Below are 23,249 nucleotides of genomic sequence, written 5' to 3' on the forward strand. Positions count from 1 at the left end.
TTGAAATTATGTAAGGGCAGGCAGGGTCGTAATTGTCTCTAATGAGCTCACAGAGCTCCCTCGCGTCCGCCTTGTGAGACCATATATCAAATGTGTCGCCCGTCTGTTCTGCGCCGGGTCCTGCGTGAACGACAAAAAGCCCGTGCGCAACCTTGTCTCCGTCCGGATCGAGAATGTTGAGATCAAAACCGGCCTGTTCCGCCCTGTAAACTGCGTCTCTGGCGGCCATGTAAACCCCGATGCTCGTGTTTTGGGTATAGGGGTCAAATATCCACTCTATGCCGTAATAGTGCTGAGCATAAGCGGTCCTCGGATAATAACTCTGAAACCAGCCTGCTATCACTCCATAAAGCGAGAATTGTCCGTAACTGACCTCCCTGTAATAGGAATGCATGCTTCCCGGATTCGACGCCGAAAAAAGAAGCTGATCGTAGCTTGTCTGAGTATGCGCGGGATTGTGTACGAGATCAGCAAAATCGAAAAGAATGACGGCTGTTGTCAGAGAAGGCGGAGTTTTCCCAGATTCCGTGACGCTGAATAATTTCTCTTCTGGTTTTTCAATTCCGAATTTACCGCCCGGAAAAGTCACTCCTGTTTGGACGACGACTCCGCTATTGTCGCAAAGACCGGGCAAAGGCGGCATAAAATCAAAATAAGCCGTGAGGGTTATAACTATAATACTGACTGCAGAAATCATACCGTATCATAATTTCAATTGCACGTTCTGTCAAACAGGCTTTTTACCTGCGTCAGTATTTCTTTTATTTCAGGCGGCGATAATGGTATAAACATCTTTAAAGCTTAATCCGGGGGATAAAATGAAAATACTGTGCTGTTTTTTAACTTTTTCGCTTTTTTCTCACGTGGCATCATCTTCCCCTGTTGTCATTTCAGGAGGGACTCCAAACGACATCATAGGAAGGGTCTGCAGGATGCAAAACGGAAACCTTCTTGCCGTCATAGAGAGAAATCCCGACTGGATTTCCGGAGACCTCTACACGAGTGTTTCGACGGACGACGGAACTGCGTGGAGCTCTCTTTATCCCGCCGTGACAGGAACCGGCAATCAATCAACTTTTTCCCTTCTGAAGGGAGAAGGAGACTCCCTTTTGCTCTTTTACGCTTCTAACGAATCGGGTACATACAGAATATACAGTGCTTTTTCGGCAGACGGATCGTCGTGGACAAAGACGGGCGAAATCCCTCTGCCGTGGGCTTCTTCTCAGAATGTCTACGACCCTGTCGTATTAAGAGAACCTGACGGATCGCTGACGATGACATACATAGCGTTGGGACTCGGAGCTTATGTAACCCACAGGTCGCCGGCGGGTGCGTGGGACACAATCAAAACCCAGGTCGCGGCGAGCGCTTACAGAGCGAGAATATGCAGGGATTTGTCAGGCATCTATCTTGCGGCATATCACAGAAAGACGGGAACAGATTATCAATACGACGTCTTCATAAGGACATCGGCAGACAGATTGAACTGGTCGCAGGAGATTCAACTGACAACCAATCTCAATTCACACGACCCTTTCTGTGCCGTCACTCCCGACGAAGCCTTCACTGTTGAATACGCCAAAAACGTCTCAGGGATTTACAATATCCACTCGAGGCGTTCATACGACGGGATTAACTGGGAAACCGAACAGCAGATCACGATGGACGCAACCCACAACACACAGCCCTCTTTCTTTTTTGAAAACGGTTTTATTTACAGAACATGGACTCACGCCGTCAATTACGACACTGACAATGACATTTATTTTGAAAAAACGCTCTATGAACCGAATCAGGTGTCTGAAGATTTCACAGGGAATGTGCTTGTTAGCGGGTTTTCTTTCTCTTATCGCCTGTGCCGGGAAAATGATCTTCTCCTTTTGGATTTTGAATCTTCCTCGACGACAGAGATCTCTTTTATTCTTTTTGACATCACGGGAAGAAAGGCTTCGGAAGCGCTCGAGTTTTCCGTTTCGGGAAAAAGAACGGAATATATGGATATGTCAGGCTTAACCAGCGGTGTTTATTTCGGGCATCTTCGGGCGGGTGAAAGGCTTTTCTTTGGAAAAATCATGCTCTTAAGATAGGATTTATTCGTAATTTTCAGGAAAAAGAATTCTCTCGACCCCTTCTATGACGATGTGAAGAACCGTCATGTGGACTTCCTGAATCCTGTCGGACGTGGCTCCTTTGACGATGAATTCTATGTCGGCTTTTCCGGAGAGGGCGCCTCCTCCCTTTCCGAGAAGCAAAATCGTCTTCATGCCGGTTTTTATGGCCGTTTCATGAGCTCTGACGATGTTCGGAGAGTTGCCGCTGGTTGAAAGTCCGACAAAGACATCGCCTTTTGTTCCGTAAGCTTCGACCCCCCTGGAAAATATCTCTTCAAAACCGTAATCGTTGCCTACACAGGTAATGTGGGAAGAATCCGACAGGGAGATAACAGGCAACGGTTTTCTGTTTTTTCTGTATCTGCCCGTGAATTCCTCGGCAAAATGCATGGAATCACAAGCGCTTCCGCCGTTGCCGCATATCAGCGCCTTGCCGCCTCTTGCGAAGCACTGTGCGAGCACGTTTGAAACTTCGGCGATATTTTTCACATTAGACTCATTTTCTGTAAAATCTCTCAGAGTTTTAATCGCGTCGGTTAAAGAATTTTCGAGCCATTCTGAATTCATGGATTAACTCCTATAAAGAAAGTTTGAGCTGATTTCGGTGTCAGCCTGAAATTCCTTCGTTTAAAACCAGGTAATGATTTGTTATCTTTTTTAAATGTCTACCGTAAATGGCTAAAGATACGGCAAGAGGAAGGGACTTAATGTTCGTAAAAAAGGTTCTCATAACAAGCTTCCAAAAGTAAAGCTTTTCCGGACCGAAGAGGCCGAGAAAAATGATTGCCTGCAGGAATGCCGACACGTATATCATTTTGTTTCTGAAATTGAAGTATACGTTTGTTTTCGGCTTTTTATATTCTTCAAAAAATGTTCTGATCCTTCGATAGTACATTTTGGGAGAATATATGGAACTTATTATGGTTTCGTATCCGCTTTTCAATTCTACTTTGTTCATCTTCGTTATTACATTCGTTGAACAATCAGTGTTGTCTCCTGTAAATTTCCTGCGAATCCGGTTTGACTTTTTCAGTCTTTCATAGAGCCTGGTCCCGACCGGAGCCTGTAATATTCCGACCATTGCCGTCGTAATCCCGCTTTTTTGTATAAAATCTATCATATGCTGAAATGACATGGCCGTGTCACTGTCAAACCCGACGATGAACCCCCCCTGGACCATGAATCCGGTCCTCTGCAGTTTTTTTATATTTTCTATTAAATTCCTGTTTAAGTTCTGATTTTTCCTGCACTCGAGCAAACTCGCTCTGTTCGGCGATTCTATACCAATAAAGAGAGTGTCGAAGCCGGCTAATATCATTTTTTTTAACAGTTCGTTATCGTCCGCTACGTTTATTGAAACTTCAGTGATGAGCTGAATTCCCTTTTTTCCTCTTCTCCATTCGGAAATCGCCGGAAGGAGATTCTCTTTCAAGTCCTTTTTATTCCCTATAAAATTGTCATCTACGAAAAACACGCCTCCCCTCCAGCCGGTTTTGTAAAGGCTGTCGAGTTCTTCTATTATCTGCGAAGACTTTTTCAATCTCGGAACCTTTCCGAAAAGAGAAGTAATGTTGCAAAATTCACAGTTAAAAGGACACCCTCTCGAATACTGCATGGGCATCATGGCGTATTTTCCTGTTTTGGCGAGAGACCAGACGGGCAAAGGCGTCGCGGCCAAATCAGCATGGTTTTTGGTTTCGTATATCTTTTCGGCTTTTCCGTTTTTCATGTCTTCAAGAAACGCGGGAAGCGTCAGCTCGGCTTCGTTTAAAACAAAATGATCGACCTTATCGAATCCGTCTCTTTCGAGAGTGAAAAGCGGACCGCCGGCGACAACAGTCAAACCGGCTTTTTTGCAGATGTCTACAACTTTTTTGGCCGATTCTTTCTGTAATGACATACCGCTTATGAAAGCGGCGTCTGCCCAGGCCAAGTCTTTCTTTTTCAGCTTTCCGATGTTCATGTCCGCGAGTTTTTTTTCCCAGGTTTCAGGCAGCATTGCGGCAACAGTCAGAAGTCCGAGAGGAGGCATCAAGGCCTTCTTGTGAACAAATCTTACGGCGTGCTTGAAACTCCAAAATGTCGCGGGAATTTCAGGATATATAAGCAGAACATTCATCTCTTCCTCCATGAAATTATAGAAGGACACTTTTCGAGGAAAAACAATTAAAGAGCCTGAATTCCCTTATTCAAAAACAATCATCAAAATGCCATACAAGCGTTTTCAGAAGAATCTGTAAATCAGACAGATTAATAATTGTTTCCCCCATTAGGATAAATATACTTCAAATAAAAATAAAATTGAAGACATTATTGCCGGTACACAGTTTTCAACTTACAATAATCTCTGATATATCCGTGTATTCGTCCTTCTGAAAAACAGGAAACTCCAAAGTGAAAACAGACCCTTCCCCCTCGGTGCTCTTGACTAATATGTCCCCTCCGTGATTTTTAACTATCCTGTAAGTTATTGACAGACCGAGACCAGAACCGTAGCTTTTGGATTTTGTCGTGAAGAAAGGATCGAATATGTTTCTTATAATATTTTTAGGAATGCCGATCCCGTTGTCCGAGACCTCGACAAAAATCAAGCTTTTGCCTTCCCGGGCTGTTTCACCGGCTTTGATTGTTATTTCGCCTTTTCCAATGATTGAATCTTTAGCGTTAATTATCAGATTGAATAGCGCCTGTTCCAATTGCGATAGATCTCCTTTTATGCCGGGCAGGACTTTATCCGGTAAATAAATTCTAAGGTTTATTTTCGGCAGGATGGCGCTTTTAACGACGTTTACGCAATTTTCTATTACCGTCTCAATCTGGATTTTCCTCAGTTCTGGTGTTTTACCGCGTGCAAATTCGAGAAGATCGTTTGAAAGAGTAATTCCCCTGTTGGCAGAATCCGAAATCATATTTACGTATTTTTCAATCCCCGATGCGTCTTCAATTTTTTTTTGAAGAGCCTGAAGAGCCAGAGTCACTCCTGAAAACAAATTTTTAATATCGTGGGATATACCTTCAGCCAGCCTGCCGAGAGAATTTATCTTGTCCGATTGGATAAACCTCTGCTCCAGTTTGTATTCGTCGGTTTTGTCAATTACCACTATGCTGTATAGGTTTTTTTCACCTACGGAAGACTGATCGAGAAATATGTCGCCGATAAAGTCCGATCCGTCGAATTTTCTCATCATTGTTCCGTTTAAGGCGTATTTTTTGTTCATTATTAATTCTTTAACTGCTTTCTTGTACGTTTCTTTCTCCTGAAAATACACCGCCAGTTTCGGATCAATTATTTCCGGCGGAGTTCCGCTAATTCTGTAAAAAGCCGGATTCGCCTGAGTTATGAAAAATTCATTGTTGTCGAAGGAAAGTTCGCATACCGCCACGGGAAGATTTTCAAGGATTTGCGCGAAATAAGTCCCCTGAATCCTTATTTTGTCCTTCAACTCCGTGTTTGACTGTTTGAGAGACCTGTCTTTAGTATAGGCGAGCAGTATGTATCCGACGATCCCTTTTATCAGGTCTATCTCCTGCTTTGTCGCGTCGTCAATTTCGGTCCTGTTTTCGTATGAAAGATTTATGACGCCTATTTTTTCTGTTTCGACAATTATAGGAAGGGAAATCAGCGTTTTGATATCAACTGCTGTCTGCATGGTTTCCTTGTCTTCGCTGTCTTCCATGTCCTCTATTATTATTGTGTGTCCTTCAAGAAAAGCTTTTCCCGCCGTTCCCCTGCCCGGTTTAAAAGATAATCCTTTGTTGTAGGCGAAATCGGGCGGTTTTTCGGAGTCTTTCAAACCGAACGCGGCCATCAATTCGAGCGTTTCTCTTTCGTTGTTGAACAAGAGAATGGAGGCATTGCAGAATCCCATTTCGAACACGAGTATTTCCACTATTTTTCTGCAAAGATCGTCCAGGGAATAATCCAGTAAAATCAACGTGTTCATGGATTTTATAGCAGATATCGAACCAGTAGGTTTTGTCGTATTATTTTCAGCGACGAGATCAGCAAGAAGCCGCATTTTTACTGACGCTTTCTCCGCGAGAGACGCGATTTCTTTCCTTTTCAGCTCGCCGTCTGCTATTTTTGAAAAAGAAGCCTCTATTTCTCCCAAAATGCCGATGGCCTCTTCGCAGAAAGACCTGTTCTTGCTCATTTCTGTATTATATACACAAAAAAAAGTTTTTTACAAACTGTACGTATTCACATTCACCGGTTGACATGTAAAGCCGCAGGAAATAAAATTAAAAATTTCAAAGGGCGTAAAATGAACTCAAAAACAGCGATACAGTACACTATTTTCCTTGAGCACAAATCCGGTGCCATGGAAAAAATCGTCAGTAAATTGAAAGCGGAAGGGATTCAGATACTTGCTCTTGCAGGAAGCGGTTCGGTAGACGGAGGGCTCCTGAGAATTGTCATAGAAAAGGAAACAGATCACGTGAATTCAATTTTCAAAGGCATGAATGTGTTTCCTATGACGGCTCCTGTCATTGTCCTGAGAATAGACAAGAAATCACCCGTCGACATGAATCACATTTTTCAGTTTCTGGCTACCAATGACATAAATCTGCAGTCGGTATACTGGAGCGACTGCGCCGAAAACAGCTTTATCTGCATGTCATTGATCCCGGACAAATATGACCAGACTGTAAAATTACTCGAAGAAATATGATTTGTGTTTTTCTTGCTTTTTTTATGTTTTCATCGGGCAGGTTTCTTCAACCTGACATCACATGGAAGGACGCTTTTTCCATTTCAGGATCGAGGATAAAAGACAGCGTGTTTCTGTTGATAGGCGATTCCATGATAGGCGGAGCGCTGGGATTCATTCTTTCAAACAGCCTGAAAACTTCCGGCGCCAGCTCCGTGTTCCTCGACTATCATGTCTCCAGCGGACTTTCCCGTCCCGATTTTTATAACTGGGCTGAGAGACTGACGGAATTAAAATCCATGCATAATTTCGATTACGCGTTCGTATTTTTGGGAGCAAACGACAATCAGGCTCTTCACAGGTATGGTTCGGGTTGGATAACGTACCATTCTGACGAATGGTACGAAGAATATCATTCAAGAGTCGGTGCAATGATGGACGGCTTGCTCTCAGAAGCCGTAAAAGTATATTGGATAGGCCTGCCGAGAATGGCAAGTTCTGAATTCGACGCCGGAACAAGAGTATTAAATGATATATACGAAGAAGAAGCGGCAAAAAGAGACCGTGTGATTTATATTTCTTCGTACGATATTCTCGACGAACGCAGTTACGAATTTTCTTCTCTCAGAACCGACGACGGATGCCACCTCACAAGCGACGGCGCCAAACTTCTGGCGGATAAAATAATAGAATTGATGAACTGAGTGATTCTCAGTTTTTTCTTTTCTCGAGCGCCTTTACTATTTCAGGGACAATTTCAAACAGGTCTCCGATTATCGCGTAATCCGCGACTTTCATAATCGGAGCGTCCTTGTCTTTGTTTATGGCCACGATACAGTCCGAAGACTGCATTCCTACAAGATGCTGTATGGCGCCTGAAATTCCTACGGCGACATAAAGTTTAGGCGCCACAGTTCTTCCCGTCTGACCCACCTGGTGAGAATGGGCTATCCAGCCGTCGTCAACTGGCGGTCTTGAAGAACCGACCGCTCCTCCGAGCGCCGACGCGAACTTTTCTATCAGTGAAAAATTTTCCGGAGATTTAATTCCTCTTCCTCCGGAAACGATTATGTCGGCGTTGTCGAGTCTGACTCGGGTCCCCTCTTCTCTCAGAATCCCGAGAAACTTCACTGGATCTTTCAGTATTTCCGGTGAAACTTCAAAGCTGATGATTTCCGGTTTACGCGAATAATCCGGAGTTTTCTTTTTCATCACTCTCGGTCTGACGGTGGCCATCTGCGGTCTTGTATTCGGTGTCATTATAGTAGCCATGATAGATCCGCCCCAGGCCGGCCTTGTCTGAAGAAGGTGCCTGTCAGGCATTTCAACTTCAAGATGCGTACAATCCGCCGTAAGTCCTGTTTTCAAACGAACGGCAACTCTAGACAACAGCGGCCTGCCTTGAGAAGTAGAACCGGTGAGCACGATTTCGGGTTTTTCTTTTAAAACCAGTTCGTAAAGGGATCTCGCTCTCGGTCCGGTAAGAGGCTTGCCGAGGATTTCGCCTTTAACAATTATAATTTTGTCCGCTCCGTAAGCGCAGAGACTGTTCAGGTCATCTTCCGAGGCGCCGCTGAAAACAACCGCCGTGAGGGGGGCGTTCAAAACTGCGGCCAGTTCACTGCCTTTGCTGACCAGTTCGTAGGACACCTGCGCTATTTTGTCGTCCTCTTCCTCGGCGACGACCATGATTCCTTTGTAATCGTTGAAATCAGCCTGGCTCGAACTGGTTTTGTGAACGCGGACGATCGCTCCAGTGGGGCATTTTTCCACGCATATTCCGCATAAATTGCACTTTCCAAAATCAATTACGGGCATTTTATTTTCGTTGATTGATATGGCTTTGACAGGGCAGACTTTTTCACAAACTGAACAGGAAACGCATCTTTTTTCAATAATTTTCAAGCTCATAACATCTCCGTTTAGATTAGGTGTCTCTCTGTCAGAATTTCGACGATTCTGCCGGCTTGAGACGGCGGTTCTCCGTCTAAAAAGAGAACCTGGCCCCCGACTTCCGGCGTGAAGATTTTAACGACTTGCGTCGGGCTTCCTTTGAGCCCAAGCATACCGGTGTCCGCATCAATTTCATCCGGAGACCATACAGGTATTATCTCTTTTCTCGATCTCGTTTTATTCCTCAATGAAGGCATTCTTGGTTCGCCTATGCCTTTGCCTACTGATATTACAGCCGGATAACCTACTGATAGATCGACGTACCCTTCCTCGGTCATAACTCTTAATTTTAATTGGTTTTCTGCGATTTCAATGAATCCGTTTACGTCAGTGACGACCGGATAACCAAGATGCTCTGCTATACCGGGGCCAACCTGCGCCGTGTCTCCGTCTATGGCTTGTCTTCCTGTAATCACAAGATCCGTTTGCCCGGTCTGAATTATGCCCTTTGCCAGTGCGTATGAAGTTGCCAAGGTGTCTGATCCCGCGAAATCTTTTGAACTCAGCAGGACCGCGTTGTCAACTCCCATGGAAATAACTTCTCTCAGTGCATTTTCCGCCTGAGGCGGACCCATGGAAATCGCGGTTATCGTTACGCCTGAACCCAATTCGTCTTTAATCCTGAGAGCCGCTTCAACTGCGTAAAGATCGAAAGGATTGACGACCGCATCAACTCCCGTTCTTATTATCGTGTAAGTTTCGGGGTCCACTTTCGACTGCGAAATGTCCGGAACCTGCTTCACGCAGACGATTATTTTCAAACTCCCTCCCTTTTTACCAAGAAAAAACAATGAACGGCTTCGCTAAAAATCTCCGGTCTTGACGCCGAAAAAGAAACCGAATCACGTCTTTTTCGACAATCCTCTCCCGCGTTTCGCTGAAATTTTAAAATGCGTATTCTCTCTGAAAATGCGTTATCTAACTTGCGTTAAATTTTTTAAAAAGAATGGACACGTTGTGTCCTCCGAATCCGAAGGAGTTAGAAAGGACGTATTCAAGTACAGCGCTTCTTTTTCCTTCGGTAACATAGTCGAGGTCGCATTCAGGGTCCGGGTTGACCAGATTTATAGTCGGGTGAATTATCTGTTCATTCAAAGACAAAGCGACCACTGCGGCTTCAATTGCTGAAGCGGCTCCCAGCATGTGCCCCGTCATTGATTTTGTAGATACGACTGGTATTTCTTCGGCTCTTTTTCCGAGAGCAAGTTTTATCGCTTTTGTCTCGATTTTATCGTTGTAGGGAGTGCTCGTGCCGTGGGCATTGACGTGATCAACATCTTCAGCCATTATTCCCGCGTCCTTCAAAGCGATTTTCATCGCCATTGCCGGCCCTTCAGCCGTTTCGTCGGGGGCGGTCATGTGAAAAGCGTCGTCTGTCTGTCCGGCGCCGACAATTTCACAGTAAATTTTTGCCCCTCTGTCTTTCGCTCTTTCGTAATCTTCAAGAACCAGCAACGCCGAGCCTTCCGCCATGACAAATCCGTCTCTTTCCCTGTCGAAAGGTCTGCTGGCCGTTTCGGGATCGTCGTTTCTTGTTGATAGAGCTTTCATAACGGAAAATCCCGCTACAGAAAGCGGCGTTATGGAACACTCTGATCCGCCTGCCAGCATAACGTCTGCTTCTCCTCTTTGAATGATTCTGGAAGCAGACACTATGGCGTGACCCGAAGATGCACAGGCACTTGAAACCGAGTAATTGGGTCCTTTCAGTCCGAATCTGATGGCAACCATACCCGAAGCCATGTTTATAATCATCATCGGAATAAAGAACGGGGAAACTTTATCGGGTCCTTTGTTGAGAAGGGTTTTGTGCTGTTCTTCCCAGGTGAAGTTTCCGCCTATTCCGGATGAAATTATCGAACCGATCCGGAATTTGTCAATTTTTTCGAGATCGAGTCCTGAATCCGCTATCGCTTCCGCTGCGGCAAAGATCGCATATTGAATGTAAGGATCCATTCTGCGAATATCTTTCCTGTCGAGAATAGAAGAAGGATCGAAATTCTTGACTTCGCCGGCAATTTTCACAGAAAGCAAGTCGGTGTCGAATTTTTTTATTGTCGATACGCCCGAATTGCCTTCGAGAAGTTTCTGCCAGGTCGTTTTTACGTCGTTAGCGACCGGATTAACTGTACCCAAACCAGTTATTACAACTCGTTTCATCTATACTGCCTTTTTTTATCGCTATAGATTTTTTATTCTTCCTCTTCTCCGTCTTTTCCTGGGCTGTCGCCTTTTTCTGCGAGAGCTTTTTCCAGATAATCAACCGAGTCGCCGACGGTCTCAAGCTTTTCCGCGTCTTCGTCGGGTATGTCTATGTCAAATTTTTCCTCGAAAGCCATGATAAGTTCGACCAAATCCAATGAATCGGCTCCAAGATCTTTCACGTATTTCGAATCCAGCGTGACCTGCGCGTCATCTACGCCGAGTCTTTCGACGATGATTTTTTTTACTTCTTTCTCCAAGCTGGATCTGTCGGGCGCCATAACAACCTCCTTAAATTTTAATTATTACATTGCCAGACCGCCGTCTAATCTGATCGTCTCTCCCGTGATGTAAGACGCTTCATCGCTTACAAGAAAAGATACGACATCGGCGACGTCTTTCGGCGCTCCGAATTTTCGCGCCGGTATGCTATTCATATATGTTGTTTTAACTTCTTCAGAAAGCTTCATCGTCATGTCCGATTCTATGAATCCGGGGCAGACGGCGTTGACTGTTATTCCTTTTGAAGCGACCTCCTTTGCTGTCGATTTTGTAAGTCCTATCAATCCGGCTTTTGACGAAGCGTAATTGGCTTGTCCGGCGTTGCCGAAAAGGCCGATAACCGATGATATGTTTACTATTCTGCCTGATTTACTTCTTATCATCTGCCTGATTACGGTTTTTGTACAGACAAAAGCGCCGACGAGGTTGACTTCCAGGACCTTTTTAAAGTCATCGACGGACATTTTCATAATCAGGTTGTCTCTTGTTATGCCTGCATTGTTTATCAGAACGGAAATTATATCGCCTTTATCGGTTATGATTTTGAGGGCGTCTTCGCAGGATTTTTCATCCGTTATGTCGACTTTGGAAAAAAAACATTGCGCCGGTATGGTTCGCATCTCTTCTGCGGTTTTTTCCCCCTCTTGATCCAGGACGTCCCATATATATACTTTGTATCCTTTTTCGCACAGCTTCTTTGTTATTTCTTTTCCTATGCCCCTCGCTCCACCCGTGACGACAGCCGTCATGTTTTTTTCTTCCATTTCAGCCCCCGTTCTCTTTAATAAAATCGTTCACGCTTTGTGTGCCCGACAGGCAAACAGTTTCAATTTCATTTTCCGTCTTTTTGACGAGCGAGGACAAAACCGGTTTCGGAGAGAATTCAATGACTCGTTCGACTCCGTTTTCTTTGAGGAACCGAATGGTCTGAAGCCACTTGACCGGACCGGTCATTTGCTCCATCATCGCCGCTTTCAGATCGCCGGGAGAAGAAACAGGCAAAGCCGATATGTTTACCAGGACCGGTTTTGATGCGTTTTTCACGCTGACGGTGCCGACGACTTCGGAAAATTTCTGTGCCGCTTCTTTCATCAGAGGCGAATGAAACGCCGCTGAAACGTCAAGAAACACGCATTTTTTCGCCCCCATGGATTTGCAAATACCGACGGCTCTTTCGACAGCGTCGCTTTCCCCGCTGATCACTATCTGAGAGGGACTGTTGTAATTGGCAGGTACGGCTATTCCTCCAGCCTCAGAACATGCTTTTTCCACTTCCTGGGGGCTGAGACCGACTATCGCGGCCATCTTTCCGGGCGTTTTAGCGCCCGCTTCGCTCATTAACTCGCCTCTTTTTCTGACGAGTTTGAGGGCATCCCCAAATTCTATCGCTCCTGCGGCCGTGTGAGCGGTGTATTCGCCAAGGCTGTGTCCGGCAAAATACTCGGCTTCTTTCGCGTATCCCTTTACAAGATCGTAAATGCAAAAAGCATGGAGAAGCAGGGCGGGTTGCGCGTTTTTTGACTCCGTCAAAGCTTCCTGCGGACCTTCGAACATTATTTTTTTCAAATCAAAACCGAGAATATCGCACGCCTCGTCAAAGAGGATTTTAGTCTGCGGAAAGTCCGTATAGACGTCCTTTCCCATTCCCGATTGCTGAGCTCCCTGGCCCACAAAAATGAGAGCCGTTTTTTTCATTTTTTCTGTGCCGAAAGTTGTTCGGATAAAAATCCGTTTATGTTTTTAGCAAAAGCTTTTTTTACGCTGCAAAGTCCGTTTTTCACTCCCAGAGGAGAAGCTTTTCCATGTCCGATGAAAACTATGCCGTTTACACCTATCAAGGGAGCCGCGCCGTATTCGTCCGAAGTCAGTTTTTTAACCATGTCGTAGGGTATTTGTATCGATTTACCCAGAAAGGAGGTCAGAAATATTATCATGCTCTCGGCGAATTTAAGGACCACGTTACCGACGAAACCGTCCATTACTATCACATCCGACTTCCCTTTGAAAATATCGCTTCCTTCAATGTTCCCTATGAAATTTAGATTGCTTTTTTCGAAGAGTTTGTGAGCGAGCAGTGTCTGTTCATTTCCTTTCGACGGTTCTTCGCCTATGGAGATCAGACCTATTCTGGGTTTTTCGCAGTCGAAAAGTTTCGAGTAATATATTGATCCCATCTGTCCGAATTGATACAAAACGGAAGGTTTGCAGTCGACGTTTGCCCCTCCGTCGACTATAAGGGTTGGATCGGCTATCGTCGGAAAAAGACACGCCACTGCAGGTCTTGATACGTTTTTTATCCTGCCGAGGTTTACAAGTGCGAAAGCCATTACGACTCCTGTGTTGCCTACGGAGAAGAACGCATCCGCTTTGCCTTCTTTGTGCAGTTTCAATCCGACGCTTATTGAAGAATCTGTTTTGGTCTTGAGTGCCTCTGACGGGCTTGTGTGCATGTCAACCGAACCGCCTGACTCTGTGAACTCGAGTTTTTTCTCTTTTTTTATCCACGCGTTGTTTTCTAAAACGCTTTTCTCGCCGACAAGGATGACTTTGTCTTCTTCCGGCGACGATTCAATAAAAAGCTTCACGCCTTCCAAGACGGGTAAGGGCCCTTCGTCTCCGCCCATCGCGTCCATGGCAATAATCATGATTTATTTTTCCTCTTTAACCTTTACTACTTCCTTGTCCTTGTAAAAACCGCAGTTCCTGCATACGCTGTGCGGGAGATTTAAACTACCGCATTTCTTGCATTTTGTCAAAGACGGGATAGTAGCTTTCCAGTGTGTTCTTCTTTTTTTTCCCCGGGTCGAGGACTGCCTTTTTTTCGGGAGCGCCATATTTTCCTCCTGTTATCTATTAGCCTTTATTGCCGTTATTGCCGTTTTCATCGGCATAACCGGCATCGCCGGCAAGGTCACAACCACAGACTTTATTGTTCAAATTTTCTCCGCACGAAGGACAAAGACCTTTGCAATCTTCCTTACAAAGAGGTCTCATGCCTTCATCCAATATGATCATGTCTCTTATTATATTAGTCAAATCCGCAACTTTATCTATTATCTGAACGATTCCATCGTCCTCGACGAAACTTTCCTTATCAGAAATAACAGCTTCGGCCCATTCAGTCAACTCCGATCTTTTAACAAAATTCTCAAGGCATCTCGAACAGATCAGCTCTCTTTCAAAATCAATTTTCAAAGTGATCTCCGCGCTGTTTTTTCCGGGATTGACTTTTACAAAAAACTCTCCTTTTTTCAGGCCTTCTATTGAAAACTCCCCGATCGGCAGATCCCCTCTTTTTTCCACAGGAATTCCTTCTGAAAAATCTATTCTCACTTTCAGGATTCCGTCTGTAATGCCGCGATTTGCGTCTTTCATTTTTCTATTATCGTCCCTGTCTTCCCGGCAAAAGCTTCCGCGGCTTTGTCGAGGTCGGTAATAATAACTTTTTTACCGCCTTTTTCAATAAAATCCACAGCCGCTTCAATTTTCGGACCCATGCTTCCGGCCGGAAACTGACCTTCTGAAAGATATTTTCTTGCCGTTTTGATGTCCAATCGGTCGAGAGCCATCTCGTTGTCTTTTTTATAATTTATGACCACTTTTTCTACGCCGGTCAGAATAACGAGCAGTTCAGCGCCTATCTCCGCTCCAAGAACCGCTGAAGCCCTGTCTTTGTCTATAACCGCGTCCAATCCTTCAAGCGATCCGTCTTCAAGATAATAAACAGGAATTCCTCCTCCTCCGGCCGCGATTACTATCCCGCCTTTTTCCAAAATTGACAGTATTGCGTCTTTTTCGACTACAGAAATCGGTTTTGGCGAAGGAACGACTCGTCTGTAACCCCTTCCGGCATCTTCTTTTACGATCCATCCTCTCGCTTCGAGTACAGGAACGTCTTTTTTACCGTAAAATATTCCCACTGGTTTTGTTGGATTCTTAATTGACGGATCTTCCGGCGAAACTACTATCTGGGTGACTATCGGCGTGACATCTTTTATTATGTTGTCTTTTAGAAGCCTGTTGTGAAGGGATTGAGCTATCATATACCCTATCCATCCCTGAGTTGAAGCGTCAATGACTCCGAGTGGCTGAGGCGGTATTTCGTCCGAGCACTTTTCGTTCCTCAGAAGTTCGTGCCCCGCCTGTGGTCCGTTTCCGTGTGTTACCACAACATTGTATCCCTCTTCAATCAGGTGTATTATTCCGCCGAGACTCTTTCGCGTGTTGGCAAACTGTTCGTAAATAGTGCCTTTCTGTCCCTCCCTTATCAGAGCGTTGCCTCCGAGGGCTATTATCGCCACGGGTTTTTTTTCAGGTTTCATTTTATTTTCGAAAGAACATCTGATATGTCCGGTTTTCCGATTTCCTGAAGTTCGTAATTAACCCTGACCCAGGGGTGTTTGATTTTGCAGATTCTCGAAAGATCTATAGGCGTTGCTATAACAACTATTTCGACGTCCATGGCGTTTATTGTTTTTTCAAGGTCGGAGACCTGTTTTTCTCCGTATCCCATCGCCGGCAGAATGCTTCCTGTTCCGGGATACTTTTCGTAAGTCTCTTTGATTGTGCCGACCGCCCATTTTCTCGGGTCAACAATTTCACTCGCGCCGTATTTTTTGGCCGCGACGACTCCCGCTCCGTAGGTCATTGATCCGTGAGTCAAAGTCGGACCGTCCTCGATGACGAGAGCTCTTTTTCCTTTTATTTTTTCGTGCCCTTCAACTGTCAAGGGTGAAGCGGCATCAATTACAGTTGCTCCGGGATTGAACTTCTCTATGTTCTTTCTGACTGTTTCAACTCCTTCGGGGTATGCGACGCCTATTTTATTTATGACTATAACATCCGCCATCCTAAGATTTGTCTCTCCCGGATGATACTGAATTTCGTGTCCGGGTCTCAGGGGATCTACAACGACAATGTGGATGTCCGGCTTGAAAAACGGAAGATCGTTGTTTCCTCCGTCCCACAGAACCACATCAGCCTCTTTTTCGGCTTCTCTTAGTATTTTCTCGTAGTCAACGCCCGCGAAGACGGTTACGCCGTTTTCAATGTGGGGTTCGTACTCTTCCATTTCCTCGATAGTGCAGTCGAATTTTTTCAGATCGTCTTTAGTGGCGAATCTCTGAACCTGCTGTTTTACAAGGTCCCCGTATGGCATGGGATGTCTGACAGCGACCACCTTTTTACCCTTTTTAATAAGTTCCTGCGAGACTTTTCTCGTCGTCTGACTTTTACCGCAGCCCGTTCTGACTGCGCAGACAGCAACAACCGGTTTCGAACTTTTTATCATGGTCTCTTTCGGACTCAAAAGCCAAAAGCTCGCTCCGCAAGCGTTGACCCTGCTGGCAATGTGCATGACGTATTCGTGGGACACGTCCGAATATGAGAAAACGCAGACGTCTATGTTTTTCTCTTTAATCAGATCTTCCAAACGATTTTCAGATTCAATCGGTATTCCGCCCGGATACATTTTCCCCGCAAGTTCTTCGGGATATTTTCTTCCGTCAATATCGGGAATCTGCGTGGCGGTGAAAGCCGCAACCTTGTAATTGCCGTTGTCCCTGAAAAACATGTTGAAATTGTGAAAATCTCTTCCTGCCGCTCCGAGAATTAAGACATTTTTCGCTTCCACGATTTCCTCCTGCTGCAAGTTCAAAATTGAAAAACGCTATCCGGGGAGCTTTACTCAAAGCTTCCAAAACCCGAAAATCTAAAACGGTGCTGAAAAAAACGTATATTTTCCTTTAAAATCCTTTTCTATGTCAAGTTGTTTTTTGGCCTTCAGATGCCGAGAACTAATCTGAATCCGAGAGTGTTGGCCTTGACAAAAGCGAAAGCGCAGGAAGGATCCGACAAACCTCTTTTGGCGCACCTTACATTTTCTTCGCCGTCAAACCAGGATCCTCCCCTGATGACTCTGTAAGAGCCGTTCTGCGGTCCTCTCGGGTCGCTTGACGGGGACGAAGCGTAATAGTCGCTCCCGTAAAAATCGTTGCACCATTCCCAGACATTTCCTGAGACATTGTACAATCCGAATCCGTTGACATCATAAGACACAACCGGTGCCGTGAATTCATAAAAAGGATCGTCCTGCCAATTGCACATATCGAAAGGACTGCCGTTTCCCCATGGATAATACTCTGAAACCAGTCCGCCTCTGGCTGAAAATTCCCATTCTGCTTCGGTCGGAAGCCTGTACCCCCCTGTAAATCTGCACTGCCATGTAATTGTGTCGTATTGTTGTTCGTAGCCTTCGATTGAAGAAAGCCAATTGCAGTATCGGGCTGCGTCAAACCAGGAGACCATTACTACAGGATAATCGGGAAAACTGTCGAAATAATTGCTCATGCCCTGAAAACCCGGGTCGGGAGGATACTGATAAGAAGTCAGATCACAAAATTGCCTGTATTCGGAGTTCCTCACTTCCCTTTTTGAAATGTAAAAAGAGGTCAAAGCGACTGAGTGAACAGGACTTTCATCAGGGCAATGTCCAGGTTCAGTCGAATCGCTCCCCATGTAAAATACGCTGTCGCAGATTATCAGTACGAGCTCGTTTTCAATGATTTTATCAATTATGAAATAACCTTCGTTGGTGTCGAAAACTGCCGTGTCCTGTGAAGACCTGATTTTTATCATGGCTTTGGCAGTCCTGACTTGCGGAACCGTCCAGACAAGAAAAAGACCCGAAACGCCTGTGTCAATTGCAATCCACGGAGAATCGTCTTTTATTCTGTAATACACGTCCACCTGGGTAACATCGCCTTCTTTGTACCAGCTGATAGTGTATGCGCTGTCTTGCAGCAAAAAATCGCCTTCCTTCGGAGAGACTACTGTTATTCTCTTCTCCGGAGGAGGTTCGGGTTCAGTGCCTGATTTTTTTGTGCAATATGAAAGAGACAGAGCCAACAATAATAATATTAACCTGCGAGGCATCTTTCCTCCGATTCTTGATTTATTTCTGAAAGGAATTATACAACAAAAAAAGGGGGGTAAAAACCCCCCTTTTTTTTCATCTTACGTGAATGAATTTCCCGTTCTCTGAACCGAAGTCGGTCTGCATCATCCAGAAATAAGTGCCGGCCGAAATGTTTTCTCCGGCGTCGTCCCTGCCGTCCCATCCGAGGAAGTGCGTTCCTGCAGGGAGGAAAGTCTCGACACTGCGGATCTGTCTTCCCGTGATGTCGTAGACCAGCCATCTGACAGAAGAATTTCCCGGCAGTGAAAGGCGTACTGAAACTTCATCTTTGAACAGGTTGGGTGAAGCGAGTCTGACAGAAAACACCTGCTGGCTTCCTACAGCTCCCGTGGAAGTTTCGATGTCCACCCTTTTTTGTGTTTTCAAAACGAGCCTGTAAGCGTCCGGGAGATCACCGGTGGAATTTTTTCCTCCGAGCAGGAAGAAATCGTTCACCTGGACTGAATCTGAAGACCCTTCATTTTCCCGCGAAATCAAAGAAGCGTTCGAAAGGACAATCGGAAGGTCGGTCATGTTGTACCATCCGTATCCGTTTTCGTATAGGAAGGAATTCGCCGAAAATGTCCCGGAATCTTTTCCGCCCGCAAAGAGCATGAAAGATCCTGAAGAACCCGCTGAAATCCCTTCCCTGTTAATCAGCGGTGTCCTGTAATCGGTCTGCCAGTTGATCACCACGGGAGAAGCTGGATTGACCCTGCCGAAATATACGTTGCCTCCGTAGATGTCCCCTCCGGCAAACACTATGCCGTCTTTAATGCCAACGGCTGTTCCACCTTCAAATCCTCCGGGAAGAGGCGTAGCGCCGATGAATTCACCCGAGTTTTCGTCGTAGAGGAAACACAGCGGTTTACCGCTCAGGTCGCTTTCGACTATATAAAGATAATCTCCGCCTATCCCGCTGAATCCTGCGAGAGTCGGAGAAACGATGTTTTCAGGCAGATCCGCGGTTTCGAAACTCCCCGTTATCTTGTCGAAGATTATCAATTTATTTTCGAGAGCAGGGTCTTCTGATCTCATGTAAATTCTGTCCGTTGTAACGACTCCCTGTGCGTCTGTTATTCTGTATGGAATCGAAGCCGTGACGGTCCAGGTGTTGCCGTTAACGTCGTATTTCATGTGGACTGTATCAGCGAACACGTTGAGGTCGCCGTTCTCGTCAAACCACGGGACCGGACCTGAAACTGAAACCGGCATGTCGGCTATCTTCTCCCAGGAGGGTAAAACGCATCTGATGGAGTAAAGCGACGTGTCATTGGAAGGATTCTGATCGCCCGGATACTCGATTATTATTTTTTTAACGTAGTGACGGTCTTCCGAGAGCGTGATGTTTCCGAAATCAATCACGGCGCTGTCAAGATAAGCGAGACCGCTGACCGTGCGGACTTCATCCATCAGGACTGATCCGTTGCTTATATCTGTCACCTGAGCTCTGACAGTGAAATCCGCCGCCTGGGTTCCGTTGTTCCTGACAGTCGCCACAACATCATTGCTTCCCGAGGGCAGGAATTCTCCCTGAATATTGGGATTGCCTCCGACTACAAAAGCGTCTTTGCTTTCTGAAGAATACAATCTTATGTTGTCTATGACGCAGGCTCCGTAATTCAGCCGGGAATAATAGACAAACGCGACCTCGATCTTCGAAGCGTTGGCGAAAGAATCGCTGACGTCAGCCGAATCGAGCGCTCTGAAACTCGGAGTCGTCGCTCTTAAGTATGTCTTCACTGTGTACCAGGACGACCACACGCCTTCTTTCATTCCCGAAATCAGTACTTTTATCGAGTCGTACTGATTGTTGAATCCTATTCCCCAGACGAAATACTGAAGGTCTATTGGATTCCACTCCGCGGGGGATATTATAGTGTCGACGAGAGGGACGTTGTGTGAAGAAGTGGTTCCGATCCACGCGCTGTAATTGCCTGCGTAGTCGAGTTCAAGAGAGCTTATCGTCCCTTCGTCTCTTATGTTCCACCCGTTGGGCCAGTTGTTGGTGACAGTGTGAATCCAGTCCCATTTCGACTCATCTTCGAAGTTCCAGTTGATCTCGTCGACGTAAGGCCTGTTGAGAAGCCACACGTTGTCCAGTCCGAAAAACCTGGTGTCCGAAGTGCCGTCTCTGTGAATGTAAATAACTCCAACCTGCACGCTGTCGGCGTCCGCGAGTTCCGGAATTTCCTGATAAAACCAGTTAGCGGCCGTGTTTGCCGTGTACATGTAGGCTTGAAGCCAGTCTCCCCACACAGTGTTTCTGAATGTTCTGAACATAACTATCGCAGTGTCTCCCTGGATGGTTGTGCTCTTTCTCAGGTACGCAGTCCAGCAAAGATATTTATAATCAACAGCCACAGGCGCGGGAGGCGAATACGTCGTGTCGCAGACGTAGACATTTCCCGTTCCGATGGCCCACATGCTCCAGTTGTCCGAATTGGGCATGGTCACGCTGTTGTACGTTGAGGAAAGTCTTTGCCACGTTGTGGAGGTTTTCCATCCCTGGGTTCCCGGTTCGAACGTCCAGGGCGGGTCGAAGTATCCGGAAACTCCTATCTCGATGTAATGGGCGGGGGACCATCCTCCCATCAGCAGAGTGTCTGTAACAAGCCTCGCTCTCGACCTGACAGGGTATAAGCCTTCTGCGCTCCACTGGTGAAGCGAAGTCCTCGTCGTGTCCCACGCGGAATAAGCCCCGTCTCCCCAGTCGAACTGGTATTCAACCTGACCGAACGGAGAATGCGCTGAATCAGACAGAAAAGTATAATTCGTATTTATGTATCCCCACGCGGGTCCCCACGGACTGTGCAGAGGGCCGACAAGAGGAACAAGGAATGTATCCACCCTGACGTCGTCTATGTAAAATCCCGGTCCGTTTGCCGTCGTGCCGCTGTTGTCGGCCAGATTCCAGAGAATTTTCAGATCAGTCAGCGCTCTCAGCGGAGTGAGATTGACGCTGTAAAGAGTCCAGACGGCCTCGGTTCCCGTCCAACCCGGAAGCGTTATGCCCAGGGCCGACACGTTGAAAGTGCCGTTATACACGGGGGCTATTAGATTTTGAGGAACAGTGTCCCAGTACATGCCGTCATAAAACCAGCTCGTCACCATTGCGGCGGAACCGTAGAACATAGTGACGCCGTCGTAATTGTATCTGCTGTCGTACCACATCCAGAAATACATCACCGATGAATCGGGCGACGAGACGTCTATGCTCGGCAGGGCAAAATAACTCGCGTCCGTATGATATATTCCGTCGAGGTCGGTCGCGGCCACATTGTAACCTGTTTTTGCCCCTAAAGGACCGGAAAACGGAATACCCACTTCCCAGTCTCCTGAAATCAAATATCCCGCCGTATCCCAGGAAAATTCATAACCCCAGTAATAAATTGTGTTCTCGTTGAGAGCCACGGCTATGTGCGGAGGAGACCACGCCGACATCAGCGTAGTGTCGCCTGCGTCCCTAATCCTTGTCCTTATGTAGTATGTGCCGACTTCACCGTACGTCTTCGGCTGAATGTGCTGGACACTCCAGCCTGAATAAGTTCCGTCCCCCCAGTCGAACTGGTACTCGGTCGGATTGACTACAATGTCGGATGTGAAATCATAAGAAGTCCCGGTTATACAGGTGTCCGGGCCCGTAGGCGCCGCAATCGGGCCGGCAATAAGCATGGCCGTGTCTATCCTGATATCATCTATGTAAAATCCGGCCTGATTCCCCGTAGTTCCGTCGTTGTCGCCGAATCTCCATAAAAGTCTTAGATCCTGCGAGTGCCTGTAAGGAGTCAGGTCTACTTCGTACAGGGTCCACAGCGGAGAAGAGCCTGTCCAGCCGGGCATAGTGGTACTCGTCCACGTTACGTTGTAACTGCCGGTGTAAGCAGGGACTATGCTGGCGCTAGGAACTGTGTCCCAGTAATAACCGGCGTTGTCCAAACCCCAGGTGAAAGAATCGCTTCCAACCCACAGGTTAACGCCGTCGTAATCTTGTCTTGAATTGTACCACATCCAGAAATACAGCTTCAGCGAGTCGCACATCGAAAGATCCATCTCCGGAGTATTCAGCCAACTGGCGTTAATGGAGTAATTTCCGTTGAGGTTTGTAGCCCAGACGTTGCCGCCGCTTCTCGCATCGAACGGTCCTGAATTCGGAATCCCCCACTGCCAGTCGCCGAGCTGGTGCAAACCGACGAATCCGCCGTCGTCGTATTCAAATCCCCAGTATCTCGCCGTCCTCGGCGTCACCATTATGGAGACGAAGGGAGGAGACCAGTTTGAGAACAAAGTGCTGTCAGCGGCGTCTCTTATTCTGCTCCTAACAAAATATGAACCCGGTTCGCTCCACTGTTTTGTCTGTGTGTTCATTATGTCCCAATCGGAATATGTTCCGTCCCCCCACGAGAACTGGTATTCATAGCTTCCTGCCACAACTTCCGAGGTGTAAACATAATCGGTGTTCACAAGACCGCTGTCGGTTCCCGTCGGCGCAGTCGCCGGGCCGGGGATGTTGCCAAGTTGAGAAGTTCTCAAAGACACGTTGTCGAGGCCGAAATAATAATCGGACCCCCATGTCGTCCCTCCTCTGTAGGAGAAACCCAGCTGAATCGTGTCAGCTCCCCTCGCATAAGCTGTTATGTCTATAGAGTCCCATATCGAGTAATTCGTGCCGAAATAAAACTGCAGCTGCTGCCATTCCGTCCATGTGCCGGAAACGCATCTTCTTACAAGCACTGCCGCCGTGTCGGCGTCCCTGCCTGTTCTGTATCTGTATCCTATTGTGTATTTGAGCCACTGTGTGTAAAAAAGCGAATCTGAAATTTTCGGAGAATACAGGGTGTCGCGCAGTGGATAGCTTCCTGCGCGGTTACTGCAAATCCACATACTCATTGTAAGAGGGTCGAGAGGTCTTATGCCTTCCTGATCGTAGACCCTCCATTCCCACCTGCGCGGCCAGTTCTGACCCTGGATTCTTTTTGCCGAATTCCAGCCGTCCGTCCAGGGATTTGTTTCGAAATCCCAGAAATGATAAGCCGACAGCGCCTGAACCGCCGTCAGCAATGTGAGTACTATCAATATTTTTTTCACTTATTC

20 protein-coding genes are annotated in these 23,249 nt (G+C 46.4%); 3 read left to right on the plus strand and 17 right to left on the minus strand.

From position 1 onward, the window contains the following. Positions 1-697 (minus strand): hypothetical protein (locus JXL83_00055; GenBank protein MBN2362504.1); only part of this gene is annotated, 697 nt, incomplete at its 3' end. A gap of 121 nt (positions 698-818) precedes the next feature. Here JXL83_00055 and JXL83_00060 point away from each other — a divergent pair. Further along, positions 819-2,087: an exo-alpha-sialidase gene (locus JXL83_00060; GenBank protein ID MBN2362505.1), complete on the plus strand. Its 1,269-nt coding sequence runs from the start codon at positions 819-821 to the stop codon at positions 2,085-2,087. A 3-nt stretch (positions 2,088-2,090) separates the two neighbouring features. On the opposite strand, the gene gmhA is transcribed toward JXL83_00060, so the two are convergent. From gmhA to JXL83_00075, 3 genes are all read right to left on the minus strand, one after another. Then, positions 2,091-2,678, minus strand: coding sequence for a D-sedoheptulose 7-phosphate isomerase (gene gmhA, locus JXL83_00065; GenBank protein MBN2362506.1), 588 nt, complete (start codon positions 2,676-2,678; stop codon positions 2,091-2,093). A 40-nt stretch (positions 2,679-2,718) separates the two neighbouring features. Then, a complete protein-coding gene (locus tag JXL83_00070) occupies positions 2,719-4,230 on the minus strand; it encodes a DUF4070 domain-containing protein (protein ID MBN2362507.1) in 1,512 nt (503 codons plus the stop codon). A 211-nt stretch (positions 4,231-4,441) separates the two neighbouring features. After that, positions 4,442-6,265 (minus strand): GAF domain-containing protein, encoded by a 1,824-nt coding sequence (locus JXL83_00075; protein MBN2362508.1) that lies wholly within the window; start codon positions 6,263-6,265, stop codon positions 4,442-4,444. Positions 6,266-6,376: 111 nt separating this feature from the next. On the opposite strand from JXL83_00075, the gene JXL83_00080 reads away from it, so the two are divergent. Together JXL83_00080 and JXL83_00085 are read left to right on the plus strand one after the other, a co-directional pair. Further along, on the plus strand, positions 6,377-6,784 hold the full coding sequence (locus JXL83_00080; GenBank protein ID MBN2362509.1) for a hypothetical protein: 408 nt from the start codon (positions 6,377-6,379) through the stop codon (positions 6,782-6,784). Then, positions 6,781-7,467 carry a DUF459 domain-containing protein gene (locus JXL83_00085; GenBank protein ID MBN2362510.1) on the plus strand — a complete coding sequence of 229 codons (687 nt, stop codon included), beginning with the start codon at positions 6,781-6,783 and terminating at the stop codon, positions 7,465-7,467. The genes JXL83_00080 and JXL83_00085 overlap by 4 nt, the downstream gene beginning before the upstream one ends. Positions 7,468-7,474: 7 nt before the next feature. Here JXL83_00085 and JXL83_00090 read toward each other — a convergent pair whose 3' ends face one another. From JXL83_00090 to JXL83_00150, 13 genes are all read right to left on the minus strand, one after another. Then, positions 7,475-8,674, minus strand: coding sequence for an FAD-binding protein (locus JXL83_00090; protein ID MBN2362511.1), 1,200 nt, complete (start codon positions 8,672-8,674; stop codon positions 7,475-7,477). An 11-nt stretch (positions 8,675-8,685) separates the two neighbouring features. After that, positions 8,686-9,477 carry an electron transfer flavoprotein subunit beta/FixA family protein gene (locus tag JXL83_00095; GenBank protein ID MBN2362512.1) on the minus strand — a complete coding sequence of 264 codons (792 nt, stop codon included), beginning with the start codon at positions 9,475-9,477 and terminating at the stop codon, positions 8,686-8,688. Between the two features lie 157 nt (positions 9,478-9,634). Continuing rightward, positions 9,635-10,876, minus strand: a complete 1,242-nt coding sequence (gene fabF / locus JXL83_00100; GenBank protein ID MBN2362513.1) for a beta-ketoacyl-ACP synthase II — start codon at positions 10,874-10,876, stop codon at positions 9,635-9,637. A gap of 32 nt (positions 10,877-10,908) precedes the next feature. Further along, positions 10,909-11,199 carry an acyl carrier protein gene (gene acpP, locus JXL83_00105; GenBank protein ID MBN2362514.1) on the minus strand — a complete coding sequence of 97 codons (291 nt, stop codon included), beginning with the start codon at positions 11,197-11,199 and terminating at the stop codon, positions 10,909-10,911. A 24-nt stretch (positions 11,200-11,223) separates the two neighbouring features. Beyond that, positions 11,224-11,964, minus strand: a complete 741-nt coding sequence (gene fabG / locus JXL83_00110) for a 3-oxoacyl-[acyl-carrier-protein] reductase (protein MBN2362515.1) — start codon at positions 11,962-11,964, stop codon at positions 11,224-11,226. Between the two features lies 1 nt (position 11,965). Beyond that, positions 11,966-12,895, minus strand: a complete 930-nt coding sequence (fabD, locus tag JXL83_00115) for an ACP S-malonyltransferase (GenBank protein MBN2362516.1) — start codon at positions 12,893-12,895, stop codon at positions 11,966-11,968. Beyond that, on the minus strand, positions 12,892-13,845 hold the full coding sequence (gene plsX, locus JXL83_00120; protein MBN2362517.1) for a phosphate acyltransferase PlsX: 954 nt from the start codon (positions 13,843-13,845) through the stop codon (positions 12,892-12,894). Before plsX ends, fabD begins: the two co-directional genes overlap by 4 nt. A 3-nt stretch (positions 13,846-13,848) precedes the next feature. Next, positions 13,849-14,034: a 50S ribosomal protein L32 gene (rpmF, locus tag JXL83_00125; protein ID MBN2362518.1), complete on the minus strand. Its 186-nt coding sequence runs from the start codon at positions 14,032-14,034 to the stop codon at positions 13,849-13,851. A gap of 19 nt (positions 14,035-14,053) precedes the next feature. Continuing rightward, the gene (locus JXL83_00130; GenBank protein ID MBN2362519.1) at positions 14,054-14,575 is read right to left on the minus strand and encodes a DUF177 domain-containing protein; all 522 of its coding nucleotides are present in this window, start codon (positions 14,573-14,575) and stop codon (positions 14,054-14,056) included. Further along, positions 14,572-15,522, minus strand: a complete 951-nt coding sequence (locus tag JXL83_00135; protein ID MBN2362520.1) for a carbamate kinase — start codon at positions 15,520-15,522, stop codon at positions 14,572-14,574. The genes JXL83_00130 and JXL83_00135 overlap by 4 nt, the downstream gene beginning before the upstream one ends. After that, positions 15,519-16,850 carry a GTPase gene (locus JXL83_00140; protein MBN2362521.1) on the minus strand — a complete coding sequence of 444 codons (1,332 nt, stop codon included), beginning with the start codon at positions 16,848-16,850 and terminating at the stop codon, positions 15,519-15,521. Before JXL83_00140 ends, JXL83_00135 begins: the two co-directional genes overlap by 4 nt. A 131-nt stretch (positions 16,851-16,981) precedes the next feature. Next, positions 16,982-18,133, minus strand: coding sequence for a formylglycine-generating enzyme family protein (locus JXL83_00145; protein MBN2362522.1), 1,152 nt, complete (start codon positions 18,131-18,133; stop codon positions 16,982-16,984). Positions 18,134-18,209: 76 nt separating this feature from the next. Next, positions 18,210-23,243 (minus strand): hypothetical protein, encoded by a 5,034-nt coding sequence (locus JXL83_00150; protein ID MBN2362523.1) that lies wholly within the window; start codon positions 23,241-23,243, stop codon positions 18,210-18,212. Between the last annotated feature and the right edge of the window lie 6 nt (positions 23,244-23,249).

Source organism: candidate division WOR-3 bacterium, assembly GCA_016934535.1.
Classification (GTDB): Bacteria; SDB-A; SDB-A; order SDB-A; family SDB-A; genus JAFGIG01.

Bases quoted from the DNA above. Each gene is read 5' to 3' on its own strand.
- acpP (MBN2362514.1), bottom strand. From the start codon at position 11,199: ATGGCGCCCGACAGATCCAGCTTGGAGAAAGAAGTAAAAAAAATCATC.
- fabD (MBN2362516.1), bottom strand. From the start codon at position 12,895: ATGAAAAAAACGGCTCTCATTTTTGTGGGCCAGGGAGCTCAGCAATCG.
- fabG (MBN2362515.1), bottom strand. From the start codon at position 11,964: ATGGAAGAAAAAAACATGACGGCTGTCGTCACGGGTGGAGCGAGGGGC.
- gmhA (MBN2362506.1), bottom strand. From the start codon at position 2,678: ATGAATTCAGAATGGCTCGAAAATTCTTTAACCGACGCGATTAAAACT.
- rpmF (MBN2362518.1), bottom strand. From the start codon at position 14,034: ATGGCGCTCCCGAAAAAAAGGCAGTCCTCGACCCGGGGAAAAAAAAGA.
- JXL83_00145 (MBN2362522.1), bottom strand. From the start codon at position 18,133: ATGCCTCGCAGGTTAATATTATTATTGTTGGCTCTGTCTCTTTCATAT.
- JXL83_00130 (MBN2362519.1), bottom strand. From the start codon at position 14,575: ATGAAAGACGCAAATCGCGGCATTACAGACGGAATCCTGAAAGTGAGA.
- JXL83_00075 (MBN2362508.1), bottom strand. From the start codon at position 6,265: ATGAGCAAGAACAGGTCTTTCTGCGAAGAGGCCATCGGCATTTTGGGA.
- fabF (MBN2362513.1), bottom strand. From the start codon at position 10,876: ATGAAACGAGTTGTAATAACTGGTTTGGGTACAGTTAATCCGGTCGCT.
- JXL83_00060 (MBN2362505.1), top strand. From the start codon at position 819: ATGAAAATACTGTGCTGTTTTTTAACTTTTTCGCTTTTTTCTCACGTG.
- JXL83_00090 (MBN2362511.1), bottom strand. From the start codon at position 8,674: ATGAGCTTGAAAATTATTGAAAAAAGATGCGTTTCCTGTTCAGTTTGT.
- JXL83_00085 (MBN2362510.1), top strand. From the start codon at position 6,781: ATGATTTGTGTTTTTCTTGCTTTTTTTATGTTTTCATCGGGCAGGTTT.
- JXL83_00080 (MBN2362509.1), top strand. From the start codon at position 6,377: ATGAACTCAAAAACAGCGATACAGTACACTATTTTCCTTGAGCACAAA.
- plsX (MBN2362517.1), bottom strand. From the start codon at position 13,845: ATGATTATTGCCATGGACGCGATGGGCGGAGACGAAGGGCCCTTACCC.
- JXL83_00135 (MBN2362520.1), bottom strand. From the start codon at position 15,522: ATGAAACCTGAAAAAAAACCCGTGGCGATAATAGCCCTCGGAGGCAAC.
- JXL83_00070 (MBN2362507.1), bottom strand. From the start codon at position 4,230: ATGAATGTTCTGCTTATATATCCTGAAATTCCCGCGACATTTTGGAGT.